The organism is Kaistia dalseonensis (assembly GCF_030814715.1).
Lineage (GTDB): Bacteria > Pseudomonadota > Alphaproteobacteria > Rhizobiales > Kaistiaceae > Kaistia > Kaistia dalseonensis.
The window spans coordinates 202,694-222,584 of sequence record NZ_JAUSVO010000005.1 but is presented as its reverse complement, the minus strand read 5'-3'; the positions used below and the strand labels follow the sequence as shown (position 1 = coordinate 222,584).

General features: G+C 64.5%; 21 protein-coding genes. 7 read left to right on the top strand and 14 right to left on the bottom strand.

Annotated features, from left to right (window positions below):
* The first annotated feature begins 225 nt into the window (after window positions 1–225).
* From QO014_RS18195 to QO014_RS18185, 3 genes are all read left to right on the top strand, one after another.
* Window positions 226–963 carry an iron-containing redox enzyme family protein gene (locus QO014_RS18195; RefSeq protein WP_266350149.1) on the top strand — a complete coding sequence of 246 codons (738 nt, stop codon included), beginning with the start codon at window positions 226–228 and terminating at the stop codon, window positions 961–963.
* Between the two features lie 157 nt (window positions 964–1,120).
* Window positions 1,121–1,600, top strand: a complete 480-nt coding sequence (locus QO014_RS18190; protein ID WP_266350159.1) for a GlcG/HbpS family heme-binding protein — start codon at window positions 1,121–1,123, stop codon at window positions 1,598–1,600.
* Window positions 1,601–1,654: 54 nt separating this feature from the next.
* Window positions 1,655–2,656, top strand: coding sequence for a 2Fe-2S iron-sulfur cluster-binding protein (locus QO014_RS18185; RefSeq protein ID WP_266350158.1), 1,002 nt, complete (start codon window positions 1,655–1,657; stop codon window positions 2,654–2,656).
* Window positions 2,657–2,664: 8 nt separating this feature from the next.
* Here QO014_RS18185 and QO014_RS18180 read toward each other — a convergent pair whose 3' ends face one another.
* Window positions 2,665–3,822, bottom strand: coding sequence for an amidohydrolase (locus tag QO014_RS18180; RefSeq protein WP_307258701.1), 1,158 nt, complete (start codon window positions 3,820–3,822; stop codon window positions 2,665–2,667).
* A gap of 228 nt (window positions 3,823–4,050) precedes the next feature.
* Between QO014_RS18180 and QO014_RS18175 the strand changes: the two genes are divergently transcribed.
* Complete coding sequence (locus tag QO014_RS18175) at window positions 4,051–4,695, top strand: GntR family transcriptional regulator (protein ID WP_266350156.1); 645 nt, start codon at window positions 4,051–4,053, stop codon at window positions 4,693–4,695.
* 7 nt (window positions 4,696–4,702) lie between these two features.
* On the opposite strand, the gene QO014_RS18170 is transcribed toward QO014_RS18175, so the two are convergent.
* The 7 genes from QO014_RS18170 to QO014_RS18140 form a co-directional block, all read right to left on the bottom strand.
* Complete coding sequence (locus QO014_RS18170) at window positions 4,703–5,617, bottom strand: ornithine cyclodeaminase family protein (protein WP_266350155.1); 915 nt, start codon at window positions 5,615–5,617, stop codon at window positions 4,703–4,705.
* 37 nt (window positions 5,618–5,654) lie between these two features.
* Window positions 5,655–6,413, bottom strand: coding sequence for a sulfite exporter TauE/SafE family protein (locus tag QO014_RS18165; protein WP_266350154.1), 759 nt, complete (start codon window positions 6,411–6,413; stop codon window positions 5,655–5,657).
* A gap of 5 nt (window positions 6,414–6,418) precedes the next feature.
* Window positions 6,419–7,873 carry an aldehyde dehydrogenase family protein gene (locus tag QO014_RS18160; protein WP_266350153.1) on the bottom strand — a complete coding sequence of 485 codons (1,455 nt, stop codon included), beginning with the start codon at window positions 7,871–7,873 and terminating at the stop codon, window positions 6,419–6,421.
* A gap of 144 nt (window positions 7,874–8,017) precedes the next feature.
* The gene (locus tag QO014_RS18155; RefSeq protein WP_266350152.1) at window positions 8,018–8,317 is read right to left on the bottom strand and encodes a 2Fe-2S iron-sulfur cluster-binding protein; all 300 of its coding nucleotides are present in this window, start codon (window positions 8,315–8,317) and stop codon (window positions 8,018–8,020) included.
* Window positions 8,318–8,365: 48 nt separating this feature from the next.
* Window positions 8,366–8,659, bottom strand: a complete 294-nt coding sequence (locus QO014_RS18150; RefSeq protein ID WP_266350151.1) for a ferredoxin — start codon at window positions 8,657–8,659, stop codon at window positions 8,366–8,368.
* Window positions 8,660–8,735: 76 nt separating this feature from the next.
* Window positions 8,736–9,026 (bottom strand): 2Fe-2S iron-sulfur cluster-binding protein, encoded by a 291-nt coding sequence (locus QO014_RS18145; protein WP_266350150.1) that lies wholly within the window; start codon window positions 9,024–9,026, stop codon window positions 8,736–8,738.
* A 105-nt stretch (window positions 9,027–9,131) separates the two neighbouring features.
* Window positions 9,132–9,869, bottom strand: a complete 738-nt coding sequence (locus tag QO014_RS18140; RefSeq protein WP_266350149.1) for an iron-containing redox enzyme family protein — start codon at window positions 9,867–9,869, stop codon at window positions 9,132–9,134.
* Between the two features lie 420 nt (window positions 9,870–10,289).
* Between QO014_RS18140 and QO014_RS18135 the strand changes: the two genes are divergently transcribed.
* Window positions 10,290–11,762 carry a gamma-glutamyltransferase family protein gene (locus QO014_RS18135; protein ID WP_266350148.1) on the top strand — a complete coding sequence of 491 codons (1,473 nt, stop codon included), beginning with the start codon at window positions 10,290–10,292 and terminating at the stop codon, window positions 11,760–11,762.
* A 17-nt stretch (window positions 11,763–11,779) separates the two neighbouring features.
* Here the strand turns inward: QO014_RS18135 and QO014_RS18130 are convergent, their stop codons facing one another.
* From QO014_RS18130 to QO014_RS18105, 6 genes are all read right to left on the bottom strand, one after another.
* Window positions 11,780–12,784: an ABC transporter ATP-binding protein gene (locus QO014_RS18130; RefSeq protein ID WP_266350147.1), complete on the bottom strand. Its 1,005-nt coding sequence runs from the start codon at window positions 12,782–12,784 to the stop codon at window positions 11,780–11,782.
* A gap of 7 nt (window positions 12,785–12,791) precedes the next feature.
* Window positions 12,792–13,814, bottom strand: a complete 1,023-nt coding sequence (locus QO014_RS18125; RefSeq protein ID WP_266350146.1) for an ABC transporter ATP-binding protein — start codon at window positions 13,812–13,814, stop codon at window positions 12,792–12,794.
* Between the two features lie 5 nt (window positions 13,815–13,819).
* Window positions 13,820–14,797: an ABC transporter permease gene (locus QO014_RS18120; RefSeq protein ID WP_266350145.1), complete on the bottom strand. Its 978-nt coding sequence runs from the start codon at window positions 14,795–14,797 to the stop codon at window positions 13,820–13,822.
* Between the two features lie 2 nt (window positions 14,798–14,799).
* Window positions 14,800–15,720 (bottom strand): ABC transporter permease, encoded by a 921-nt coding sequence (locus tag QO014_RS18115; protein ID WP_266350144.1) that lies wholly within the window; start codon window positions 15,718–15,720, stop codon window positions 14,800–14,802.
* Window positions 15,721–15,849: 129 nt separating this feature from the next.
* Window positions 15,850–17,337: an ABC transporter substrate-binding protein gene (locus QO014_RS18110; protein ID WP_266350143.1), complete on the bottom strand. Its 1,488-nt coding sequence runs from the start codon at window positions 17,335–17,337 to the stop codon at window positions 15,850–15,852.
* Between the two features lie 637 nt (window positions 17,338–17,974).
* Window positions 17,975–18,571 carry a MarR family winged helix-turn-helix transcriptional regulator gene (locus QO014_RS18105; RefSeq protein WP_266350142.1) on the bottom strand — a complete coding sequence of 199 codons (597 nt, stop codon included), beginning with the start codon at window positions 18,569–18,571 and terminating at the stop codon, window positions 17,975–17,977.
* Between the two features lie 255 nt (window positions 18,572–18,826).
* Between QO014_RS18105 and QO014_RS18100 the strand changes: the two genes are divergently transcribed.
* Together QO014_RS18100 and maiA are read left to right on the top strand one after the other, a co-directional pair.
* Window positions 18,827–19,198 (top strand): hypothetical protein, encoded by a 372-nt coding sequence (locus QO014_RS18100; protein ID WP_266350141.1) that lies wholly within the window; start codon window positions 18,827–18,829, stop codon window positions 19,196–19,198.
* An 18-nt stretch (window positions 19,199–19,216) separates the two neighbouring features.
* A complete protein-coding gene (maiA, locus tag QO014_RS18095) occupies window positions 19,217–19,858 on the top strand; it encodes a maleylacetoacetate isomerase (RefSeq protein ID WP_266350140.1) in 642 nt (213 codons plus the stop codon).
* Window positions 19,859–19,891 lie beyond the last annotated feature (33 nt).

The window sequence follows — 19,891 nt, the reverse complement described above, 5'->3', positions numbered from 1 at the left end:
TCCAATCATGGATCCAGCCGCCCGGCGACCGCCCTGCGCACGGGCTGATCGAAGGAGCGACCGAAAATGATGCGGTCTGACGGGATTTTCGGCATTGATCTCGATCAATCTCGGTATACAGTATCCATTATTGGTGATCGATTGATGCGGAGTTGCGGCGTTCTTCCGGGACGTCCCTCCGCTGCGATCGCCCCGGACCCGAGCCCCACGACGAGGAGACGCCCGATGAGCCAGACGGCAGTAATGAACCCTGACGAATTCCGCACGGCGCTTGAGAATGCGATCAAGGGCAAGAGCGCGAACAAGTCGCCCTTTTCGGTGGCCTGGGCGTCGGGCAAGCTCTCGCGCGAGCATTTGTCGCGCTGGGCCGAGAACCACTATCACTATGTCGGCCCCTTCGCCGACTACCTCGCCTATATCTACGCCCGCATGCCGGAGACCTATGTCGAGGCGAAGGATTTCCTGCTCGCCAACATGTATGAGGAAGAGATCGGCGGCGATCGCCACACCGACCTGCTGATCCGCTTCGGCGAAGCCTGCGGCACGACGCGCGAACGCATCACCGATACGGAGAACATGTCGGCGACGACGCGCGGCCTGCAGAGCTGGTGCTATGCGGTGGCGATGCGGGAAGATCCGATCGTGGCCGTGGCCGGCCTGGTCGTCGGGCTCGAATCGCAGGTTCCCTCGATCTACCGCAAGCAGACGCCGACGCTGCGCGACACCTATGGCTTCACGGACGAGGAAGTCGAGTTCTTCGACCTGCACATCGTCTCCGACGAGATCCATGGCGAGCGCGGCTACCAGATCGTGCTGGAGCATGCGCGGACCGTCGAGATGCAGCAGCGCTGCCTGAAGATCTGCGAGATCGGCGCCCAGATGCGCCTGCTCTATACCACCGCTCTTTACAACGACTATGTCGGAGCCGAACTCCCCCTCTCCGAACTCAACCTCGCCGCCTGAGGCGAGGCTGCATTTCGGCGCGTGGGACGAGGCGAATGGCTCGGCTCGCGCGCCTTCATCTCCATGAGAACGGGGCGCCCCTTGATAAGGGGGATCCATCGAGCCTTTCCGCCTGGACGGCAGAAGGCAACACGATCAAAGTGATAGGATTTACGAATTGAAAGCAGCGCTCAAGCTGGAGCTTCGCGAGGCACGGGCCATGATCGCCGCGGCGATCGCGAAGTCTGAGGAAATCGGCGTTCTGGAGACGGTTTGCATCGTCGATGAGGGCGGCTTTCCGCTCGCCATGGAGCGCATGGACGGCGCGCGCATAACGGGTCCGCAGATCGCCTGGAACAAGGCGTTCACAGCCGCCGGGCACAAGCGCTCGACGCATCTCTTCACCACGCCGCCCAATGGCCCGGCACTGCCGGGCAACGAAGCCTTCGGCATCCAGCTCTCTTTCGAGGGGCGTTTTGCAGCCTTCGTCGGCGGCTTTCCGGTTGTCGTGAATGGTGCCGTCGTCGGCGGCGTCGGTCTGTCGGGCGGCAATGGCGAACAGGATACGAAGGCGGGTCTCGCGGCGCTTCAGGCGCTCGCCGATCTGCTCGCCTCGGAAGGACACACGGTTCTGGTCGAGGCCGATATCAAGAAATAGGAGGGGTCGATCACCGCTCTTCGTTCTTTTCACCGCACAATTGACGGGTGTCCCTTGTCGCACCGCGTGACGCTCATCGAAAGCCTGATCGCTTTCGACGTCGAGCCGCATGAATCGATCCTCGCCGCGGCCCTTCGCGCCGAGGTCAACCTGCCACATGATTGCAAGACGGGCACATGCGGTTCATGTCGCTTCAAGCTGGTGGAAGGCGGTGTCGCCTATGCCGGTGAACCCATGGGGCTTTCGCCCGAAGAGGAGAGCGAGGGGTTCGCCCTGGCCTGCCAGGCGACGCCCACCAGCGACATCGTGGCGAGCGCCGAGGTGCTGCCGTCGACGCGGCCGACCCCCGAACTGCATCGCGCGACGGTCAAGTCCATCGAGGCGCTCAGCAATGACGTCGTGCACCTGGTGCTCGAACTGCCCGACGACACGGAATTCACCTATCTGCCGGGTCAATACGTCAACATACTCACGGACGACGGCGCGCCACGTTCCTTCTCCATGGCCTCGCAGCCTGCCGCGGGCCTGATCGACCTTCATATCCGCCGCATCCCGGGCGGCAGTTTCACACAGGCCCGCCTCGCCGCGCTCAAGCCCGGCGACACGCTCGATGTCGAACTGCCCCATGGGGCCTTCTTCCTGCGCAAGGAAGACTACCGGCCCATGCTCATGGTGGCGACCGGCACGGGTCTCGCGCCGATCAAGAGCATGATCGAATCACTGATGGACGATCCGGATTGTCCGCCCGTCGCGCTCTATTGGGGCATGCGCACCGAGGGCGATCTCTATCTCCACCACGACATCCCTGCCTGGGGCGAGCGGCTCTACGAGTTCCAGTATGTGCCGGTCCTGTCGCGCGCCGGCGAAGGCTGGCAAGGCCGGCGCGGCTATGTCCAGCAGGCCGTTCTCGAGGACATAGACGACCTGTCGGATTATGCGATCTATCTCTGCGGCTCGCCCGAAATGGTTGCAGCCGCCAAGAGCGAGTTCCTGGCCAAGGGCGCGAGCGCCAATCACATCTACGCCGACAGCTTTCTGTTTCAGCACAATCGCTGAACGGACCTCTATTTGGTCGCGCTGCCGCCGAGCGTAGTTCGGATGGCGCGCAAGAACACGTCGATACCGATCGGAATCAGGGCATCGACGAAGTCATAGTCCGGATTGTGCAGAGCCGGACGATCCACGCCAGCGCCGAGCAGGAACATCGCCGTCGGGCAGATGCGGCTGAAACGGCCAAAGTCCTCGGATGCCCGCATCGGCAGTCCGGTCGTCACGATCGGAACGCCGGCATCGGTCAGGGCACGGCGCAGGAGCGCCGTCGCCTCCGGGGCGTTGAAGCAAGCGTCGAACGCATCGTGATGGCTGAACGAGACACCGAGGCCTTCTTCGTTGGCGATGTTGGTTGCCAGGGCCTCCGCTCGCGCCATCAGACTGGCCATGTCCTCATTGGTGATGGCACGAAGTGTCACGCGGATCTCGGCGCTGCCGGGGGCGACACCAAATGTCGGCTCGCCCATTCGTGCATGCGTCACGGTCGCCAGCGAAAAACCCGGGCCGAGCGGCGCGCCGCTGCCAAGCGCCGTCAGCGCCGGCAATAGCCGCGAGACGGCCTGCAGTGGGGAAAGGCCTGTCTCGGGCATGGAGGCATGTGCGGTTCTGCCCGCAAGCGTGATCCGCAGGCCGGCCGAGGCGCAGGCGAATGGCCCCTCGTCGAGCGCGGCGACACCGAACGGAAGTCCCGGCATGTTGTGCAACGCCAGCGCCAGTTCGGGACGGATCTGGTCGAAGCGCGGATCCGCGATCACGGCCGCCGCGCCGGAACCATCCTCCTCGGCAGGCTGGAACAGCAGCACGATGCGGCCTCTCGCCGGGCGCATGCGTCCGAGTTCGAGCGCGAGTCCGGCCAATATGCTGCTGTGCCCGTCATGGCCACAGAGATGACCCTTGCCCGGAATCGTCGAACGGTAGACGGCATGACTCAGCTCCTCGATCGGCAGGGCGTCGAGTTCGGAACGAATCAGCAGCGTTGGACCGGGCTCCGCCCCGGCGAAGATCGCCGCGACGCCATGGCCACCAAGTCCCGTCAACAGGAGATCTGGCCCCGCCGTTTCGATGAAACCGGCAACCCGTCGCGCTGTCTCGACTTCTTCGCCGGAGACCTCAGGATGGCGGTGCAACTCGTGGCGAAAATCCGTGAGCGTGGCGATATCAGGAGCGTTCATCATATCCTTCGGGGCCGCCATCGACGGTAGCCGGCGGTTTCGTAACCTCGCCACAAACGGCCGAGGCTCGCCTGCGACACCAGCCACCGGGCTGGTGGCATGGCGCGGCGATGCTGAATCGGCTATGTCATAGTAGGGTCTTGCATTCTGTATCCAATCGCGAAATAGACCCGTCGGGCGGACCGTTTCCGAGCCCGCGCTTGCAAGGGCCGCCGAGGCAGTAGGATCATGAATATCGCTCTGGGGGCAACCCACGCCCCGCTGACTAAACTCGTCACCGCCGCTCTCCGGGAGCGCATTCTCTCGGGCGATATCCCGCTCGGCGAACGGTTGATCGAAGGCAAGCTCTCCGAGGAGCTCGGTGTTTCGCGCATGCCCGTGCGTGAGGCGCTGCGTGAACTGGCGGCCGAGGGCCTGGTGACGATCGAACCGCGTCGCGGCGCGTCGGTCACGACCTTTACCGAAGAGCAGAAGCGCGAATTGGTTGAGGTTCGTGCCACGCTGGAAGCGCTGAATGCCAAGCTCGCGGCCAAGCGCCATGATCCGAGCCAGATCGCCGAGCTGCAGCAGATTCTCGACGAAGGCGCCGGCATTTCGGAGAGCGAAGATGCGATTCAGCTCTCGCAGCAGAATTTTCGCTTCCATGAGGCGCTCGGCAATATTGGCGGGAACTCTGTCCTTCAGGACATGATCCGCTCGTTGCGCGACCGGACTGCCATGCTGTTCGCACCGATCAGCCGCCATCGCGGCAAGCAGAACTGGCAGGAACACGCTGCGATCCTGCGGGCCGTCATTGATGGTGACGCCGAGCTTGCGGCGCTGCTCGCGGCCCGCCATGTCTATAACGCCGCCCAGATACCGCAGGACGGTTGAACCGCCTTCAGGCGCCGACGATCTTTCGGTAGGCAAGGCCGGCGAGCGCTATGTCCTCGAGGCCGACGCCGACCGATTTGTAGAGTGTGATTTCCGTCGGGTCGGTGCGTCCCGCCTTCTGTGCCGTTACGAGTTCGCCGAGCTCTGCGATCTTCTCGTCCGGCAGCGCGGATCGGGCGCCGAGCACGAGATCGCCGGCCTCGCGCAGGCTTTGGGGCCGCCATTCCACCGCGATGATCGATGAACGGGCGAGCGTCAGATCGTCGAGTTCTCGCGTATTGGGTAGGCTCGATCCCACAGCCGAAATGAACGTTCCCGGCTGCAGCCACGACCCATCAAAGAGCGCTGTCTTGCTGCGCGAAGCCGTGACGATGATATCCGCATTGGCGACCGCCTCCTCCGCCGAGGCGAGTCGGGCAGCGACGCCGCTTTCGGTCGCGATGGCTTCGGCGACCATCGCGTTCGGATGCGAGGAAACGATCAGGATCTCCGCGAGCGGATAGGCGCTCGCCATCTGGATCGCATGGGCACGGCCCTGGACGCCGGTGCCGAACAGCGCGAGGCGCCGGCTGTCAGCGCGGGCGAGGTGGCGTGCGGCCAGGACCGAACAGGCAGGCGTGCGCAGCCGGGTGATCGCGTTCGCCTCGAGCGAGGCGAGCGGCCGTCCGTCCTCCGTCGAAAAGAGCGAGATCGCGAAGGAGAACTGGCCGGCAATCGTCGTGTAGACCTTGGCCCCCGTAACGCCCAGATCCGGGATCACAGCGCCGAGCGTCGAGAGCTTGACGCCGCCGGCCTCCGTGCGGATGCGCTCTTGCATGGAGGCTCGTCCGCGTCCGAAGCTCTCGAAGGCGTCGCGCATCACGGCCTGCGCCTCGGCAATGGTGACGGCTTCGGCGACCATGTCGTCGGTGATGTGGAGCACGGAAGTCCTTTCAGTCGAATGCGGAGCCGCCGGTCGTTCAGGACCAGAGCACCCAACTCCGCACGAGAATACCGATCGCGCCGAGCGCGGAAAGCGTCAACAGCATCATGCGAACGGCTTCGCGGGAAAAGAGGCGCGTCAGCGGATTCGAGGCGATGAAGCCCAGAATCATCAAGGGAAACAGCATCAACCCCAGCCAGAGCTGGGCCGTGCTGAAGCGGCCGACGATCGCGAGCATCAACAGCGACAGGATGGCGCCGAAGAAGAACACGCAGGAGAGCGTCGCCCGCAGGCGGGCCGGGGCCACATGCTGCATGACGATCGCGAAGGGTGGGGCGCCCGACGATGTGATCGTGCCCATCAGGCCGGAAGCGAGGCCGGCGAGCATCATGTTCGGCCGCGTCGCCTCGACCCGCCAGCCGCTCAGGCTGAAGGTCACGCCGGTCAGGATCAGCAAGGCGAAGACGATCGAGAACAGCGTCGTCGGCAGGATCGTCAGCGTCGCGCCGGCGACCAGTGTTCCGCCGATCCGGCCGGCCATCAGGGTGCCGGCGGCGGGCCAGTCAATTTCGCTGCGCTCACGCAGGAGCCCGAGCAGAGCGAGGCCGGCGCCGAGCACCAGCAACGGGCCAGGCGCTAGCTCGGGGAAGAACAGCACCGCGAGCGGCGCCGAAACCATGGCAAAGCCGAGCCCGCCTATGCCTTGCAGCAGGGCCGCGACGAAGACCATGGCCGCGCTGCCGGCAAAATGGCCCCAGGCAAAGCCTTCCGGCAACAGGAACGGCAGGCTCTGCATGATCGCTACGCGCCGAGATAGACCGTCTTGATGCGGCTGTAGAAGTCCATGACGTTGGCGCCGCCCTGTTCCTTGGCCGCCTGGTTGCTCGAATGCTTGAAGCCGCCAAAGGGCGCGTTCAAGGAAACACCCGTTGTCGGGCTGTTGACTTTGATGATCCCGTGTTGCGTTTCGCGCGTGAACCGCATCACGGCGTTCAGGTCGTTGGTCACCAGCGAGACGGCGAGGCCATATTCGGTCTCGTCGGCCAGCGCGATCGCCTCGTCGAGCGAATCGATCGCGCGGATCGCGACCACCGGACCGAAGATTTCTTCGCGCATCAGGCGGCTGTCGGCCGGGAGATCGGCGATGACGGCGGGGCTGACGAAATAGCCATGGGCGAGCGCGTCGTCGCCGCTCTCGCGCAATGCCTCGCCGCCGGTCACGATCCGAGCGCCTTCGCTCTTCGCGATCTCGATATAGGCGAGCACCTTCTCATACTGGCCGCGCGTTGCGAGCGGGCCCATCTTGACGCCGTCGGCGGTGCCGGGGCCGACCTTGATCGCCTTGGCGACGCCGGCGAGCTTTTCGACCAGCGCGTCATAGAGCGGGCGCGCCACGAGCACGCGGCTGGTGCCGGTGCAGGCCTGGCCCGTCAGGCCGAAGGCCCCGCGCTCGATGATTGCCGCTGCCTTGGCGATATCGGCGTCGGCGAGCACGACCGTCGCGTTCTTGCCGCCCATTTCGAGCTGGCAGCGCGTGTCGGTCGAAAGCGAGGCGGCGATCTGCTTGCCGACGGCAAACGAGCCGGTGAAGGTCAGCGCATCGATGCCGGGTTCCGCCGTGATCGCCTGGCCGACGGTCGGGCCGCGGCCCTGCACCAGGGCGATCAGGTTGGCCGGCAGTCCTGCCTCGAGCAGCACCTCGACGAGCCGCTGGCCCATCAGCGGCGTGATCTCGGACGGCTTGAAGATGACGCCGTTTCCGGCGGCGAGCGCCGGGGCGATCTTGCGCGCGGCCATGGAGAGCGGGAAATTCCACGGCGTGATCACGGCGACAACGCCGACCGGCTGGCGGACGGAGAGCACCAGCTGTCCAGCCTCGCTCGGATAGGTCTCGCCGTTGAGGCGCAGCGCCTCGCCCGCATAAAGGCGGAAATTCGCCGCGATGCGGCGGGCCTCGTTGCGGGCCTCGTTGATCGTCTTGCCCTCTTCGCGCGTCAGCTCGGCCGCGATCTCGTCGGCTCGGCGCGACATGATGTCGGCGGCCTTGAAGAGGATGTCGGCGCGCACCTCCGGCGAGGCGGCCGACCAGGCCGGGCGCGCGGCCTTGACCGCGCTCACCGCAGCGGCGACATCGGCCGCGCCGGAATCGGGAAAGGCGCCGATCAGGTCGCGCTCATCGGCGGGGTTCGTGTCCTCGAAGGTCGCGCCGCTCGCAGCGCCGATCCACTGGCCGCCGATATAATTCAGATAGGACATTCCATTGGGCTTTCGTGGTGCGCGGCAATCGATGGACGATCGCCTGTCGTTGCAGGGCCGCGTCGGAGCAGTTTCAGGCGCAGGGAATCGTGGTTTGCATGAAGCAATGCGGCCAGACAGAGAGCCGGGGCATGGGAAGATGCCCTAGCGCCGATCGGCCAGCGGGATCCAGGAGACGCTGATGTCGCCATTGACGAAGGTCTGGCAGGCCATGCGATAGCCGGCGGCGAAATCGGCTTCGGTCAGGTGCTTGCGCTCCTTCGGCTTGATCGTGTCGGTATTCTCGATGCCGTCTTCGATCTTGCACTTGCAGGTGCCGCAGATGCCGCCGCCGCATTTGAACGGAATGCCGCCCTTCTCGCGCAGCGAGACGCGCAGGAGGTTGCTGTTGTCCGGCGCGGTAGCGGTCTTGCCGTCATTGGTAACAAAGGTGATCGTGATCATGGGCCGGCTGGCAGTCCATTGCGTGTCGTGTGGGGGAAGAGGCCGCGATCAGGCCGGACGGAGCTCGATGTCCATGCTGCCATAGGTCGTCAGCGTATGAAGCTCGTGGCGGGCTTCATCCAGCGTCTCGAACTTCTCGAACAGCTTGGACGGCACCTTGTTCACGATCCGCGGCGGCGCATCCTCGATGATCGTGATCCGGACCGGATCCTTGATCTCGGCGATGGTGAAATTGGCGCGCTTGTGGCCGTAGAAAATGTAGTCGTAAGATTCGACGGCTGTCAGTCCGTCGGTGATCTCGGTCTTGAACTGTCCGGGCTTGGTGGTCAGGATGAGATACATCGCACGATCCAATCGGGTTGTTGTCATGTGATCTTCAAGACGCGTTCGCCGCATCGACGATGCGGGTGACGCCCAGTTATTCCTGCATGAGCTCGATATCCTGGTGGATCCAGAGCTGGCAGGCGAGGCGGTAGCCCTGGTCGAGCTTTTCGCCGAGCTGCTTTTTCTCTTTCCAGTTCGGCGCGGCGAGATGCTCCGCGCCGCTCAGGATCTTGCAGGTGCATGTCGCGCATTTTCCCATGCCGCAGCTATATTTCAGATGCGGAAACGGGAACTGCTTGATGCCGGCGCGGACGACGAGATTGGTGTTGTCCTTGACCTCGTCCCGGTAGATTTCGCCATTCTTGTGAAACACCACAGTCGGCATACGAACTCTTTCGCCAGCAAATTGATTGGTCGTCGGCCATGGGTCACGGCCATCTCTCCGTCACCCCAGAGAAAGACCGGGATGACGGAGAAGGTGAGGGGCGCCTCAAGCGGCGAGGTTGAGTTCGGAGAGGGGGAGTTCGGCTCCGACATAGTCGTTGTAGAGAGCGGTGGTGTAGAGCAGGCGCATCTGGGCGCCGATCTCGCAGATCTTCAGGCAGCGCTGCTGCATCTCGACGGTGCGCGCATGCTCCAGCACGATCTGGTAGCCGCGCTCGCCATGGATCTCGTCGGAGACGATGTGCAGGTCGAAGAACTCGACTTCCTCGTCCGTGAAGCCATAGGTGTCGCGCAGCGTCGGCGTCTGCTTGCGGTAGATCGAGGGAACCTGCGATTCCAGTCCGACGACCAGGCCGGCCACGGCCACGATCGGGTCTTCCCGCATCGCCACCGCATAGCACCAGCTCTGCAGGCCGCGCGTCGTCGCCGACATGTTTTCCGTATCAGTGATGCGTTCGCGGGTCGTGCCGCAGGCCTCGCCGAAGCGGATCAGCAGGTCGGTGTGGCGGTCGCCGCCGATCTCTTCCTCATACATGTTGGCGAGCAGGAAATCCTTCGCCTCGACATAGGTCTCCGGCATGCGGGCGTAGATATAGGCGAGGTAGTCGGCGAAGGGGCCGACATAGTGATAGTGGTTCTCGGCCCAGCGCGACAAATGCTCGCGCGAGAGCTTGCCCGACGCCCAGGCCACCGAAAAAGGCGACTTGTTCGCGCTCTTGCCCTTGATCGCATTCTCAAGCGCCGTGCGGAATTCGTCAGGGTTCATTACTGCCGTCTGGCTCATCGGGCGTCTCCTCGTCGTGGGGTCCAAGGCATCTACAGGAAGCGGACGGCACCCAATCCAGTGTGGGCGACATCCGGCGGCGATCGATAAAGAATACTGTATACCAAGATGCCTTGCCTGAAAAGGCGAAAGGCGCGGCAGGATTCTGCCCAATTTGGCGGCGTTCGCACCCGCCGGCCGGCCCGCGGGCGTCGAGCAGGGTCCAAGACCTATCACATTATTATGACTGCCGTTCTGACAGTCGGTGATGGCACTTTTGCCGGCGTTCAAGCGCATCGCCCTGGCCGCCGGAACGCTGCGGGCACCATGTCCGATATGGACGGCGGCCGCTTCCATACAGTATATGAAAGTATACAGCCTTGCCCATGCGACCCTCGCGCGCGGCGCTGGTTCGTCACCCCACAAGCGGAACATGCGGTCATGAATCTTCACATCAACGCGGCCGAGCACGGCGTCCGTGCCCAGAACTGCATGGTGGCAACGGGACACCCGCTTGCGGCCGAAGCGGCGCTGAAGGTTCTGGCCGAAGGCGGCAGCGCGATCGATGCGGCGATTACGGCCGATGCCATTCTCGGCGTGGTCGAGCCGATGGCGACGGGAATCGGCGGAGATCTGCTCGCCATGATCGTGCCGTCCGATGGCAAGGCCATCACCTATAACGGCACCGGACGCGCGCCGGCGGCCCTGACCGCCGACCAGGTCGAGGCACTCCCCGGCCGGCGAATTCCGGAGCGGCACGCGCTGTCGGTCACGACGCCCGGCGCCGTGCGCGGCTGGTTCGATCTCCATGCCCGCTTCGGCAGGCTCGATTTTGCCCGGCTGCTCGCCCCCGCCATTGCGCTCGCCGAAGGCGGCTTCGCGGTCGCCCCGATCTGCGCGCGCGAGTGGAAACTGTTCGAGCCGGTGATCGCCCGGGACCTGGTCAGCGCGAAACTCTATCGTGCCGGCGCCGTGCCTGCCGCTGGCGACATCTTCACCAATCCGGAACTCGCTGCCGTGCTGAAGGCGATCGCGGCCGACGGGCCTGCCGCCTTTTATGAGGGCGAGCCCGCGCGTGCTGCCGCCGAGGCCAGCAAGGCCAGTGGCGGCGTCCTCGCCGAGGCGGATTTCCGTGCCCATACCGGCGATTTCCGCGATCCCGTCTCGGCTGTGTTCCGTGGCCTGACGGTGCTCGAATGCCCGCCCAATACGCATGGTGTCGCTGTGCTCGAGGCGCTCTCGGCGCTCGAGCCGCTCGCCCTGCGGCGCGATGATCCCGAGACGATGGTGCTGGCCGCCCGCGCCATGGCGGCCGGTCTCGCCCACGCCAGGAAGACGGTCGCCGATCCGGCGGGCAACACGGTCTGCACGGTGATCGTCGATGCGAGCGGTCTCGCCATCACGCTGATGACGAGCGTCTTCAAGCGGTTCGGCTCGGGCATCGGCGTTCCGGGCTGCGGCTTCGTGCTGCAGAACCGTGGCTCTGGCTTTGCCGAGCCGGGCCACATCAACGGGCCGGCTCCGGGCAAGCGCCCCTATCACACCGTCGTTCCGGCGGCCGCGCTGAAGGATGGCTGCTTCCATGCCGGCTTTGGCGTCGTCGGCGGCGCGATGCAGCCGCAAGGCCATGTCCAGTTGCTGCTCCGCATCGCCGCCTGGGGCGAGCCGCTGCAGGCGGCTCTCGACGCGCCGCGCTGGCGGCTCGAATCCGACACGGCGCTCGCGATCGAAGCCGGCACGCCGCAGCCGATCGTGGATGCGTTCCGCGCCGCCGGCTTCACCGATCCCGCCGGCAGCGGCGAACTGGCCGGTCGCAGCGATTTCGGCGGCGCCCAGATCGTCATGCGCGCATCCGACGGCAGCCTCATCGGCGCGTCGGACAAGCGGAAGGACGGCGTCGCACGCGGCGCCTGATCGGTTCGCCGCCGCGTTCAGCGGTTCCAGCAGGCGACCCAATGGTCCGGCGCCTTCTTGGTGAGGATGGGCACCTGCAGCGAGCAGCGCTCGGTCGCGATCGGGCAGCGTGTATGGAAATGGCAGCCGACCGGGGGATTGGCGACATCCGGCACCTCGCCCTTGTAGACGATGCGCTTTCGCGCGCGCTGCGTCTTCGGGTCCGGCACGGGAACCGCCGATAGCAGCGCCTCGGTATAGGGATGCATCGGCCGCTCATAGAGCGAGTCGCGGCTCGCGATCTCGACCATGCGTCCCGAATAGAGGATCGCGACGCGGTGCGAGATATGGCGCACCACCGAGAGATCATGCGCGATGAAGAGGTAGGAGAGGCCGAGTTCCTTTTGCAGATCCTGCAGGAGGTTCACGACCTGCGCCCGCACCGAGACATCGAGCGCCGAGACGGGCTCGTCCGCGACGATGAATTCGGGCTTCAGCGCCAGCGCGCGGGCAATGCCGATGCGCTGGCGCTGGCCGCCGGAAAAGGCGTGCGGGAAGCGGTCATGCGCATCGCGCGGCAGGTTGACGAGGCGCATCAGTTCGCCGACCTGATCGCGCGCCTCGTCGACATTGCGGACCAGTCCGTGAACGATCAGCGGCTCGGCGACGATGTCGAGCACGCGCATGCGCGGATTGAGGCTCGCATAGGGGTCCTGGAAGACAAGCTGCATGTTGCGACGCAGCTTGCGCAGTTCCTCGCCTTTGACATTGGTGATGTCGCGGCCATTGAAGACGATGCGCCCATCGGACGTGTCGATGCGCCGCAACACGGCGCGACCAGTGGTGGTCTTGCCCGAGCCGGATTCGCCGACGAGGCCCAACGTCTCGCCGGGATAGAGGTCGAAGGAAATATCCTGCAGCGCATTGATCATGCGCGGGCGGGCCCAGAAGCCATTGCGGCCCGCCTGGTAGCGGACACTCAGGCTGCGGACTGAGAGAAGCGGCTGGGCCGTTTCGGGAGCGGAAGCGAGAACTGCAGACATCCGATCCTCACGAAACGGCTTCGGCCAGCGCGGGAGCTTCGCGCCAGGCTGGGGTTGCAGGATGCCAGCAGGCGGCGGAAGCGCCCGCATGCACGGCGACGAGCGGCGGCTGTTCCGCGCATTTCGGCTCCGAAAGCGGGCAGCGCGGGCTGAAGGCGCAGCCCGTGGGCGGCGCAAGCAGGCTCGGCGGCGAGCCCTCGATCGCGATCAGCCGTTCCATCTGGTCGTCGAGGCGCGGTGTCGAGCGGATCAGCCCTTGCGTATAGGGATGCGAGGGGCGCTCGAAGACGTCGTCGGCCAATCCCGTCTCGATGATCTTGCCGGCATACATGACGGCGACGCGGTGGCAGAGGCCGGCGACAACGCCGAGATCATGCGTGATCAGGATGACGGAGAGGCGCAGCGTCTCCTGCAGACCCGCAAGGAGTTCGAGGACCTGCGCCTGGATCGTCACGTCGAGCGCTGTGGTCGGCTCGTCGGCGATCAGCAACTGCGGCTCGCAGGCGATGGCCATCGCGATCATCACGCGCTGGCGCATGCCGCCGGAGAGCTCATGGGGATATTGATCGACACGCCGGCGCGGTGCGCTGATGCCGACTGCGCCGAGCAACTCCTCGGTGCGGGTCCGCGCCTGTATCTTCGACAGGCCGAGATGGCGACGGAGGACTTCGCCGATCTGCGCACCGATGGTCATCAGCGGGTTGAGCGACGTCATCGGGTCCTGGAAGATCAGCGCGACATCCTTGCCGCGAATATCCTGTGCCATCGCAAGGCCCTCGCGCGAGAGCATGGACTGGCCCTTCCAGCGTATGTCGCCGCTTGCGATCCGTCCGGGAACATCGATCAGGCCCATCACGGCCTGCGCCGTGACGCTCTTGCCCGAACCGGATTCGCCGACGATTGCCAATGTCTCGCCGCGGCGGACGGACAGGTCCACGCCGCGCAGTCCATGCACCACGCCGCCGCGCGTATCGAATTCGACGCAGAGGCGGTCGATTTCGAGCAGAGCTGCTTCGCTCATCATATCCATCTCGGTCATGCCTTTGCGGGGGCGCCCGCCGGGGCACCGTTGCGGCGGCGCTCGACCGCCTTCAGCCGGGCGAAGCGCTTTTCGCGTTCCTGCGGATCGGTGGTGACGCGCAGCCAGTTGGCGAAGAGATTGATCGAAAGGACCGTGATCGAGATCGAGAGCCCGGGGAAGGTGATCAGCCACCAGGCGACGAAAATGTAGTCCTTGCCGTTCGAGACATCCAAGCCCCAGCTCGTCGCCGGCGGCTGCACGCCGAGTCCGAGGAACGACATGGCCGCCTCGGCGAGAACGATGTTGGTGAATTCGAGAATGCCGAGCGTCAGCAGCGGCGAGGTCAGGTTCGGCAATATGTGCTTGAACAGGACCCGGCCAGGCTTGCAGCCGATCATCTCCGCCGCTTCGACATAGGGCGTCTGGCGCACGGAGAGAACGATGCCGCGCACGACACGGGCGTAGATCATCCAGTTGGTGACCGCGAGCACGACGATCATGGTCGAAAGGCTCGGGCCGACGGCCGAGATGATGAGCAGGATCATGAGCAGGCCGGGAAAGGCGACCTGGATATCGACGAGGCGCATCATCAGATCATCGATCCGCCCGCCCTTGAATCCGGCGAAGAGCCCGAACAGCACGCCGAACGTGCCGGCGAGCAGCACGACCGACGTGCCCACGAGCAGCGATGCGCGGGCGCCGTAGATGACACGCGAGAGCACGTCGCGGCCGAGCTGGTCGGTTCCCAGCACATGCTCCCAGCTTCCCTTGGGCAGCCAGGCCGGTGGCTTCAGCCGCGCGGCAACCGATTGGATCGCGGGATCATAGGGCGCGATCAGCGGCGCGAAGACGGCCATCAGGATCAGGAGGACGATGACGGTGAAGCCGATCATCCCGGCCTTGTCGTGCCAGAGTTCCAGCGCGATCGGACGGAACGAGCCGGAGCGGGGCTTGGCCGCGGTCGGGGGCGCCGCGTGTGTGGTGACTGCCATGTTCAAGCCAGCTTGATGCGAGGATCGATGAGTTTGTAGAGGACGTCGAGCAGGATGTTCACGATGACGATCATGATCGCGACGGTGAACACGATCGCCTGTAGCAGGAACAAGTCGCTGCGCTCGATCGCCTTCATGGCGGTGAGGCCGAGGCCGGGCCAGGCAAAGACCGTCTCGACCACGACCGTGTAGCCGGCGAGCGCGCTGATGAACTCCCAGCCGGCCAGCGTCAGGAACGGCACCAGCGCGTTGCGCAGCGCATGGCCGAACAGGATGGTGTGGAAGCGCATCCCCTTGGCGCGCGCGGTGCGCACATATTGCTGGTTCAGCTCGTCGATGACGGACGAGCGCACCAGCATCATCAGCCGCGCCAGTGATGGAATGGCGAGCGTGACCGCCGGCAGGATATAGTGCGATGGCCCGCCCACGCCCGATGTCGGCAAGATCTTCAGCGTCACCGCGAAGAACATGATCATCAGGAGGCCGAGCCAGAATTGCGGCAGTGACAGGCCGAACAGCCCGCCAAAGACGACGACCCGGTCGGCGACGCCTCCCGGGCGCAGCGCCGCGAGCGCGCCGAGCGGCAGGGAAAGCGTGACGGCAAGGCCGAGGCCGAGGCCGATCAGCGCGAGTGTGTTCGGCAGTCGCTCGAACACGATCTGGATCGCCGGCCGGCGCTGCCAGAGGCTGTCGCCGAAATCCAGCGTCGAGAGGTCACCGACAAAGGTGATGAACTGCGCGCCGAGCGGCCGGTCGAGGCCCATCTGGTGGTTGAAGGCCGCGCGCTGCGCGTCCGTCGCCGAAAGCGGCAGCATGACCTTGGCCGGATCGCCGACCATGCGCGTCGCGACAAATACGACGAGCGTCACACCGAGCACGACCAGCATGCCCTGAAAAATGCGACGCAGGAGGAATGCACCCATGCTGCAGCCTCTGATCTCTTGGAAGCAAGATGCGACGCCGGCCGCATCCTGGGTTGAAACGCCTTGCCCTTCTCGTGACGTCGAGGCGGACGTCGCCGTCCGCCTCGCTGCCCTGTCGAGAGGTGAGGACTATTCCTCGGTGACCTTCATCTCCTTGACGAGAAGCTTGGAGTCGACGCGCGGCTTCCAGTCGAGGCGCTTGGAGAAACCATAGATGTCCTGCTGGTTCAGCAGCGGTACCAGGTAGTAATTGTCGTGCGCCTTCTTGGTCACTTCGTCATAGAGCGCCTGGCGCTTGGCGACGTCGGTCTCGGTCCGCGCGGCAATGACCCATTCGGCCAATTCCTTGTCGGTGTTCGAGGTCGCGGTGCCGCCGGCCTGATAGGCGAAGCTGGTCTCGCGATCGGCGTCGAGCAGTTCGTTCGAGTTCACGACGAAGATGGCGTCGGGACGCTTGGCCTTGTCGAAGAGCTGGTTCAGATATTCGCCGAACTCGTTGATCTGGATGTCCGTCTTGACGCCGACGGCATCCCAGTAGGCACCGACGGCCTCGATCAGTTCGCGATCCTTGAGCCAGCGGCCGGCTTCACCGACGAGGGTGATGGTCTTGCCCTCGGCGCCGGCTTCCTTGATCAGCGCGCGCGCCTTCTCGGGATCATAGGGGTAGGGCTCGAGCGCCTTGTTGTAACCGAAGGCGCGCGGGTTCACGAGCTGGCCCTTGGTCGGCGTCGCATAGCCGGAGAAGAGGCTCTCGGCGAGGGCCTTGCGGTCGACGGCGAGGTTCAGCGCCTCACGCACCTTCAGATCCTTGACCGTCGGATTCTCGGTCGAGAGGATGATGACCGAGGTCTCCAGGCCCTGGACGGCCTCGGACTTCGGCACGCTGGCAACGAATTCCGGCAGCAGGTTGGTGATGACGTCGAGTTCGCCAGCCATCAGGCCGGACATGCGCGTGCCGGGCTCGCTGATGAAGCGGTAGTTGACCTGGTCGATCGCCGGTGCGCCGCCCCAATATTTCGGGTTGGCCTTGAGCACGACGCTTTCGCCGCGCGACCAGCTGTCCAGCTCATAGGGGCCGGTGCCAACGGGCGCGGTCGCGAAGTTCGGGTCCTTGGAATAGGCGGCCGGAACCATCTTCATCCAGTACATGCGCGACGGCAGGATCGGATCGGCGCCGGTCGTGATGATGCGGACGGTGACGTCATCGACCTTTTCGGCCGACTTGATCGTGCCGAAATAGGACATCTGCTCGGACTTCAGCGCCGGATCGATGATGCGCGTGACGCTCGCCACGACCGCGTCGGCGTTGAAGGGCTCGCCATTGGTGAAGGTGACGCCGGGACGAAGCTTGAATTCCCAGGTGGTCGCGTCGATTTGCGTCGGCGCCGCGGCCGCAAGGCCGGGGACGAGTTCGCCAGCCGGCGTGCGCGCCATCAGCGTCTCGTAGATGTTGTCGTTGATCGCGCGTTCGCCGCCATCGTCGCGCTGCTGCGGATCGAGGGTGGACGGCTCGGAGCCGATTGCGATCGTCACTTCAGATGCGCTCGCGGCAACGGCCGGAAGCGCTGCCATAGCGGCAAATACCACGCCGGAAAGTAAGTTTCTTATCAACGTCATCATCCGCTCCGTTGCTTTAAAGCAAGGTTTGTCAATGCAGCCCTGCGCTGCACGACCGTGCGGATCGTCGGCATTCCCCAAGCCCAGATTGGAGACTCTCTAAACGCGTGTCAAGCAGTCAGTATACAGCGCATTGATCTAGATCAACGCGAGGCGCGTATTCGCTCGCGCGGCGCCTGGACCGGCTGGAAGGGCGCGACCGGCACAGCGGCTTGGCTTCCCATCACATAGTATGGATCGTGAAAGCCTTGCTGCTGATGAATTTTGCAGCGACTGCCGGCTTTATGCTCAACCCCCTGGGCAGGCGCGCCTAGGCATTGAAATGATAGGCCGAAGGACCCCGGCATGATCCGAGGGCATGATCAATATTTCGGCTACTCAAATCGAATTGTATACCTCATACTAAATACAATGGATCGCGGCGTCCCCACCCCAGCTTTTCCAGCCTCTCAGAACGTTCCCTCTCAGGACGCAAATCCTGGCGGCGGATTTTGCCGGCATAGCGAAAGGCGTGCATGGGCCGTGCCGAAGCGGATCACGGCGCAGGCGCCGACCGCATTCAGTCTCATTATTTCCATCATGATCGGCAGGCCGGCACCGCGATAGGGGCCTTGGCGGCCTCATGCGCCGGCGTGGATCAGGTGTGATCCATCTTCGAGGCGCCCAGCGTCGCGCGGCCATATTTGTTGTTGGCCTCGAGCAGGCGCATCAGCGTCGCGAGGAACTGATCGCGCTCTTCTGATCCCAGCGCTTCGAGCAGGCGATCCTGGGCTTTGGCCATGGCCGGATGCATGCGCTCGACGAGGTCTTCGCCCACACTGGTCAGCCGGGCCAGCACCATGCGGCGATCGTTCTGGCTGCGCATGCGCGCGATGAGGCCGCGCTGCTCCAGCCGCACCAGCACATCGGCAACATTGGTCCGGTCGATCCCGAGCGCATTGGCGAGCGTGACCTGGTCGGCGTCCGGATTGGTCGAGAGGATCGTCAGCAGTCCGTACTGGACGGGTGTGATGCCGAAGCCGTCGCATTCCTCGAAGAAGATCGCATAGTGAATCTGGTGCAGTCGCCGCACCAGATAGCCGGGACGGCGCCAGAGCGGCAGCCGCTCGGCGAGCGCCTTGAGAGCGGGGTTCGATGCGGCATCGTCCGCGCTCGCGGTCTCGGCAATCTTCTCCGTGACAGCAGGGGTCTTGCTGTCGGGCGCCGCGCGGCCGCGCTGCTTCTTTTCCGTCATTTGAGCCGCCTTGTTCCGATTCTGCGGTCGAGTTCCGTCGATCATCAGCACACATCGCAATTGCTGTCGAATGCAGCGGCGCGCCGGCCTGCGGTGCCGACCCAGCGCGCGGGAATCGGAGGCAGGCTCAAAATTCGGGCAGATCGACGCAGTCTTCTGTTGTCGATCCGATAAAAGGCGGTACACTGATGATTAAGCGGATCGATGGCTTTCCCCAAGCCCTTTCCAGACCAACCCCACATCAGGAGAGAATTCATGGCCCAGGAGCCGCTCGCCACTAAAGGAAACTTCCTGCACATTTATGATTTCATCGTCGAGGTCGGCCGCGAGGACGAGTTCATCAAGCTTTTCGAGGAATTCGATTATTCGGACGGCAACCCCATGCACAAGTCATGGGCGCAGGTGAAGGACGGTGTGCTCTGTCGCGACACGGAAAATCCGCAGCGTTTCTTCCTGATCGCCGAATGGTCCGACATCGTCGAGCATGCCAAGATCCGCAAGGTTCTGGCGGAAGAGATCAAGCCGGCCTTTGTCGGCCTGATCGAGGGGCGCAAGTTCGTGCCGAAATATGTCGAGGTCGTATCCTCGACCCCGGACGAAATCCTCAACGCCGCCGCGGCCGGCTGATCGACGACGGGGCCGGCCATGCGGGCACTTTACACCTTCTTCCGGTCCTCAACCTCTTACCGCGTGCGCATTGCGCTCGCGGTCAAGGGGCTCGACTGGGAGGCGCATTATATCAGCCTGCCCAGGATGGAGCATCGCGCTCCGGACTATATGGACCTCAACCCGCAGGGTCTGGTTCCGGCCCTGGTCGAGGAGGGCAGGGCGATCGCACAGAGCCTCGCCATCCTCGAATATCTCGACGAGACCTATCCCGAGCCGCCCTTCCTGCCCGGTGACGCCTTCGACAGGGCCTATATTCGCGGTCTGTCGCAGATCATCGGCTGCGACATCCATCCGCTCAATAATGTCCGCGTGCTGAAATGGCTGAAAGAGCGGTGGGGCGTATCGGATTCGGAGCGCAACGAATGGTATGCGCATTGGGTCGTCGAGGGATTTCGGGCCTTCGAGGCGACGCTGGTCAAGGAAGCGCGGCACGGCACCTATTGCTTCGGTGATCAACTGACCATGGCGGATATCTGCCTGGTACCCCAGATCGCCAATGCCAGGCGCTTCAATTGCGACCTGTCTGCCTATCCGCTCACGGTCGCCATCGCCGATCGTGCGGCCGCCCTGCCGGCCATCCAGGCCGTCGCGCCGCAGACGCAGGCCGACGCCTTTTAGAGCGTTTCTGGGCGAAGTCGACAGCGGCTGGCG

Coding starts and splice junctions, on each gene's coding strand:
- QO014_RS18165 (WP_266350154.1), bottom strand. CDS start 6,413: ATGCAGAGCCTGCCGTTCCTGTTGCCGGAAGGCTTTGCCTGGGGCCAT.
- QO014_RS18145 (WP_266350150.1), bottom strand. CDS start 9,026: ATGCCGACTGTGGTGTTTCACAAGAATGGCGAAATCTACCGGGACGAG.
- QO014_RS18130 (WP_266350147.1), bottom strand. CDS start 12,784: ATGTCTGCAGTTCTCGCTTCCGCTCCCGAAACGGCCCAGCCGCTTCTC.
- QO014_RS18115 (WP_266350144.1), bottom strand. CDS start 15,720: ATGGGTGCATTCCTCCTGCGTCGCATTTTTCAGGGCATGCTGGTCGTG.
- QO014_RS18175 (WP_266350156.1), top strand. CDS start 4,051: ATGAATATCGCTCTGGGGGCAACCCACGCCCCGCTGACTAAACTCGTC.
- QO014_RS18160 (WP_266350153.1), bottom strand. CDS start 7,873: ATGTCCTATCTGAATTATATCGGCGGCCAGTGGATCGGCGCTGCGAGC.
- maiA (WP_266350140.1), top strand. CDS start 19,217: ATGCGGGCACTTTACACCTTCTTCCGGTCCTCAACCTCTTACCGCGTG.
- QO014_RS18140 (WP_266350149.1), bottom strand. CDS start 9,869: ATGAGCCAGACGGCAGTAATGAACCCTGACGAATTCCGCACGGCGCTT.
- QO014_RS18195 (WP_266350149.1), top strand. CDS start 226: ATGAGCCAGACGGCAGTAATGAACCCTGACGAATTCCGCACGGCGCTT.
- QO014_RS18125 (WP_266350146.1), bottom strand. CDS start 13,814: ATGGATATGATGAGCGAAGCAGCTCTGCTCGAAATCGACCGCCTCTGC.
- QO014_RS18110 (WP_266350143.1), bottom strand. CDS start 17,337: ATGACGTTGATAAGAAACTTACTTTCCGGCGTGGTATTTGCCGCTATG.
- QO014_RS18100 (WP_266350141.1), top strand. CDS start 18,827: ATGGCCCAGGAGCCGCTCGCCACTAAAGGAAACTTCCTGCACATTTAT.
- QO014_RS18150 (WP_266350151.1), bottom strand. CDS start 8,659: ATGTATCTCATCCTGACCACCAAGCCCGGACAGTTCAAGACCGAGATC.
- QO014_RS18155 (WP_266350152.1), bottom strand. CDS start 8,317: ATGATCACGATCACCTTTGTTACCAATGACGGCAAGACCGCTACCGCG.
- QO014_RS18105 (WP_266350142.1), bottom strand. CDS start 18,571: ATGACGGAAAAGAAGCAGCGCGGCCGCGCGGCGCCCGACAGCAAGACC.
- QO014_RS18135 (WP_266350148.1), top strand. CDS start 10,290: ATGAATCTTCACATCAACGCGGCCGAGCACGGCGTCCGTGCCCAGAAC.
- QO014_RS18120 (WP_266350145.1), bottom strand. CDS start 14,797: ATGGCAGTCACCACACACGCGGCGCCCCCGACCGCGGCCAAGCCCCGC.
- QO014_RS18180 (WP_307258701.1), bottom strand. CDS start 3,822: ATGAACGCTCCTGATATCGCCACGCTCACGGATTTTCGCCACGAGTTG.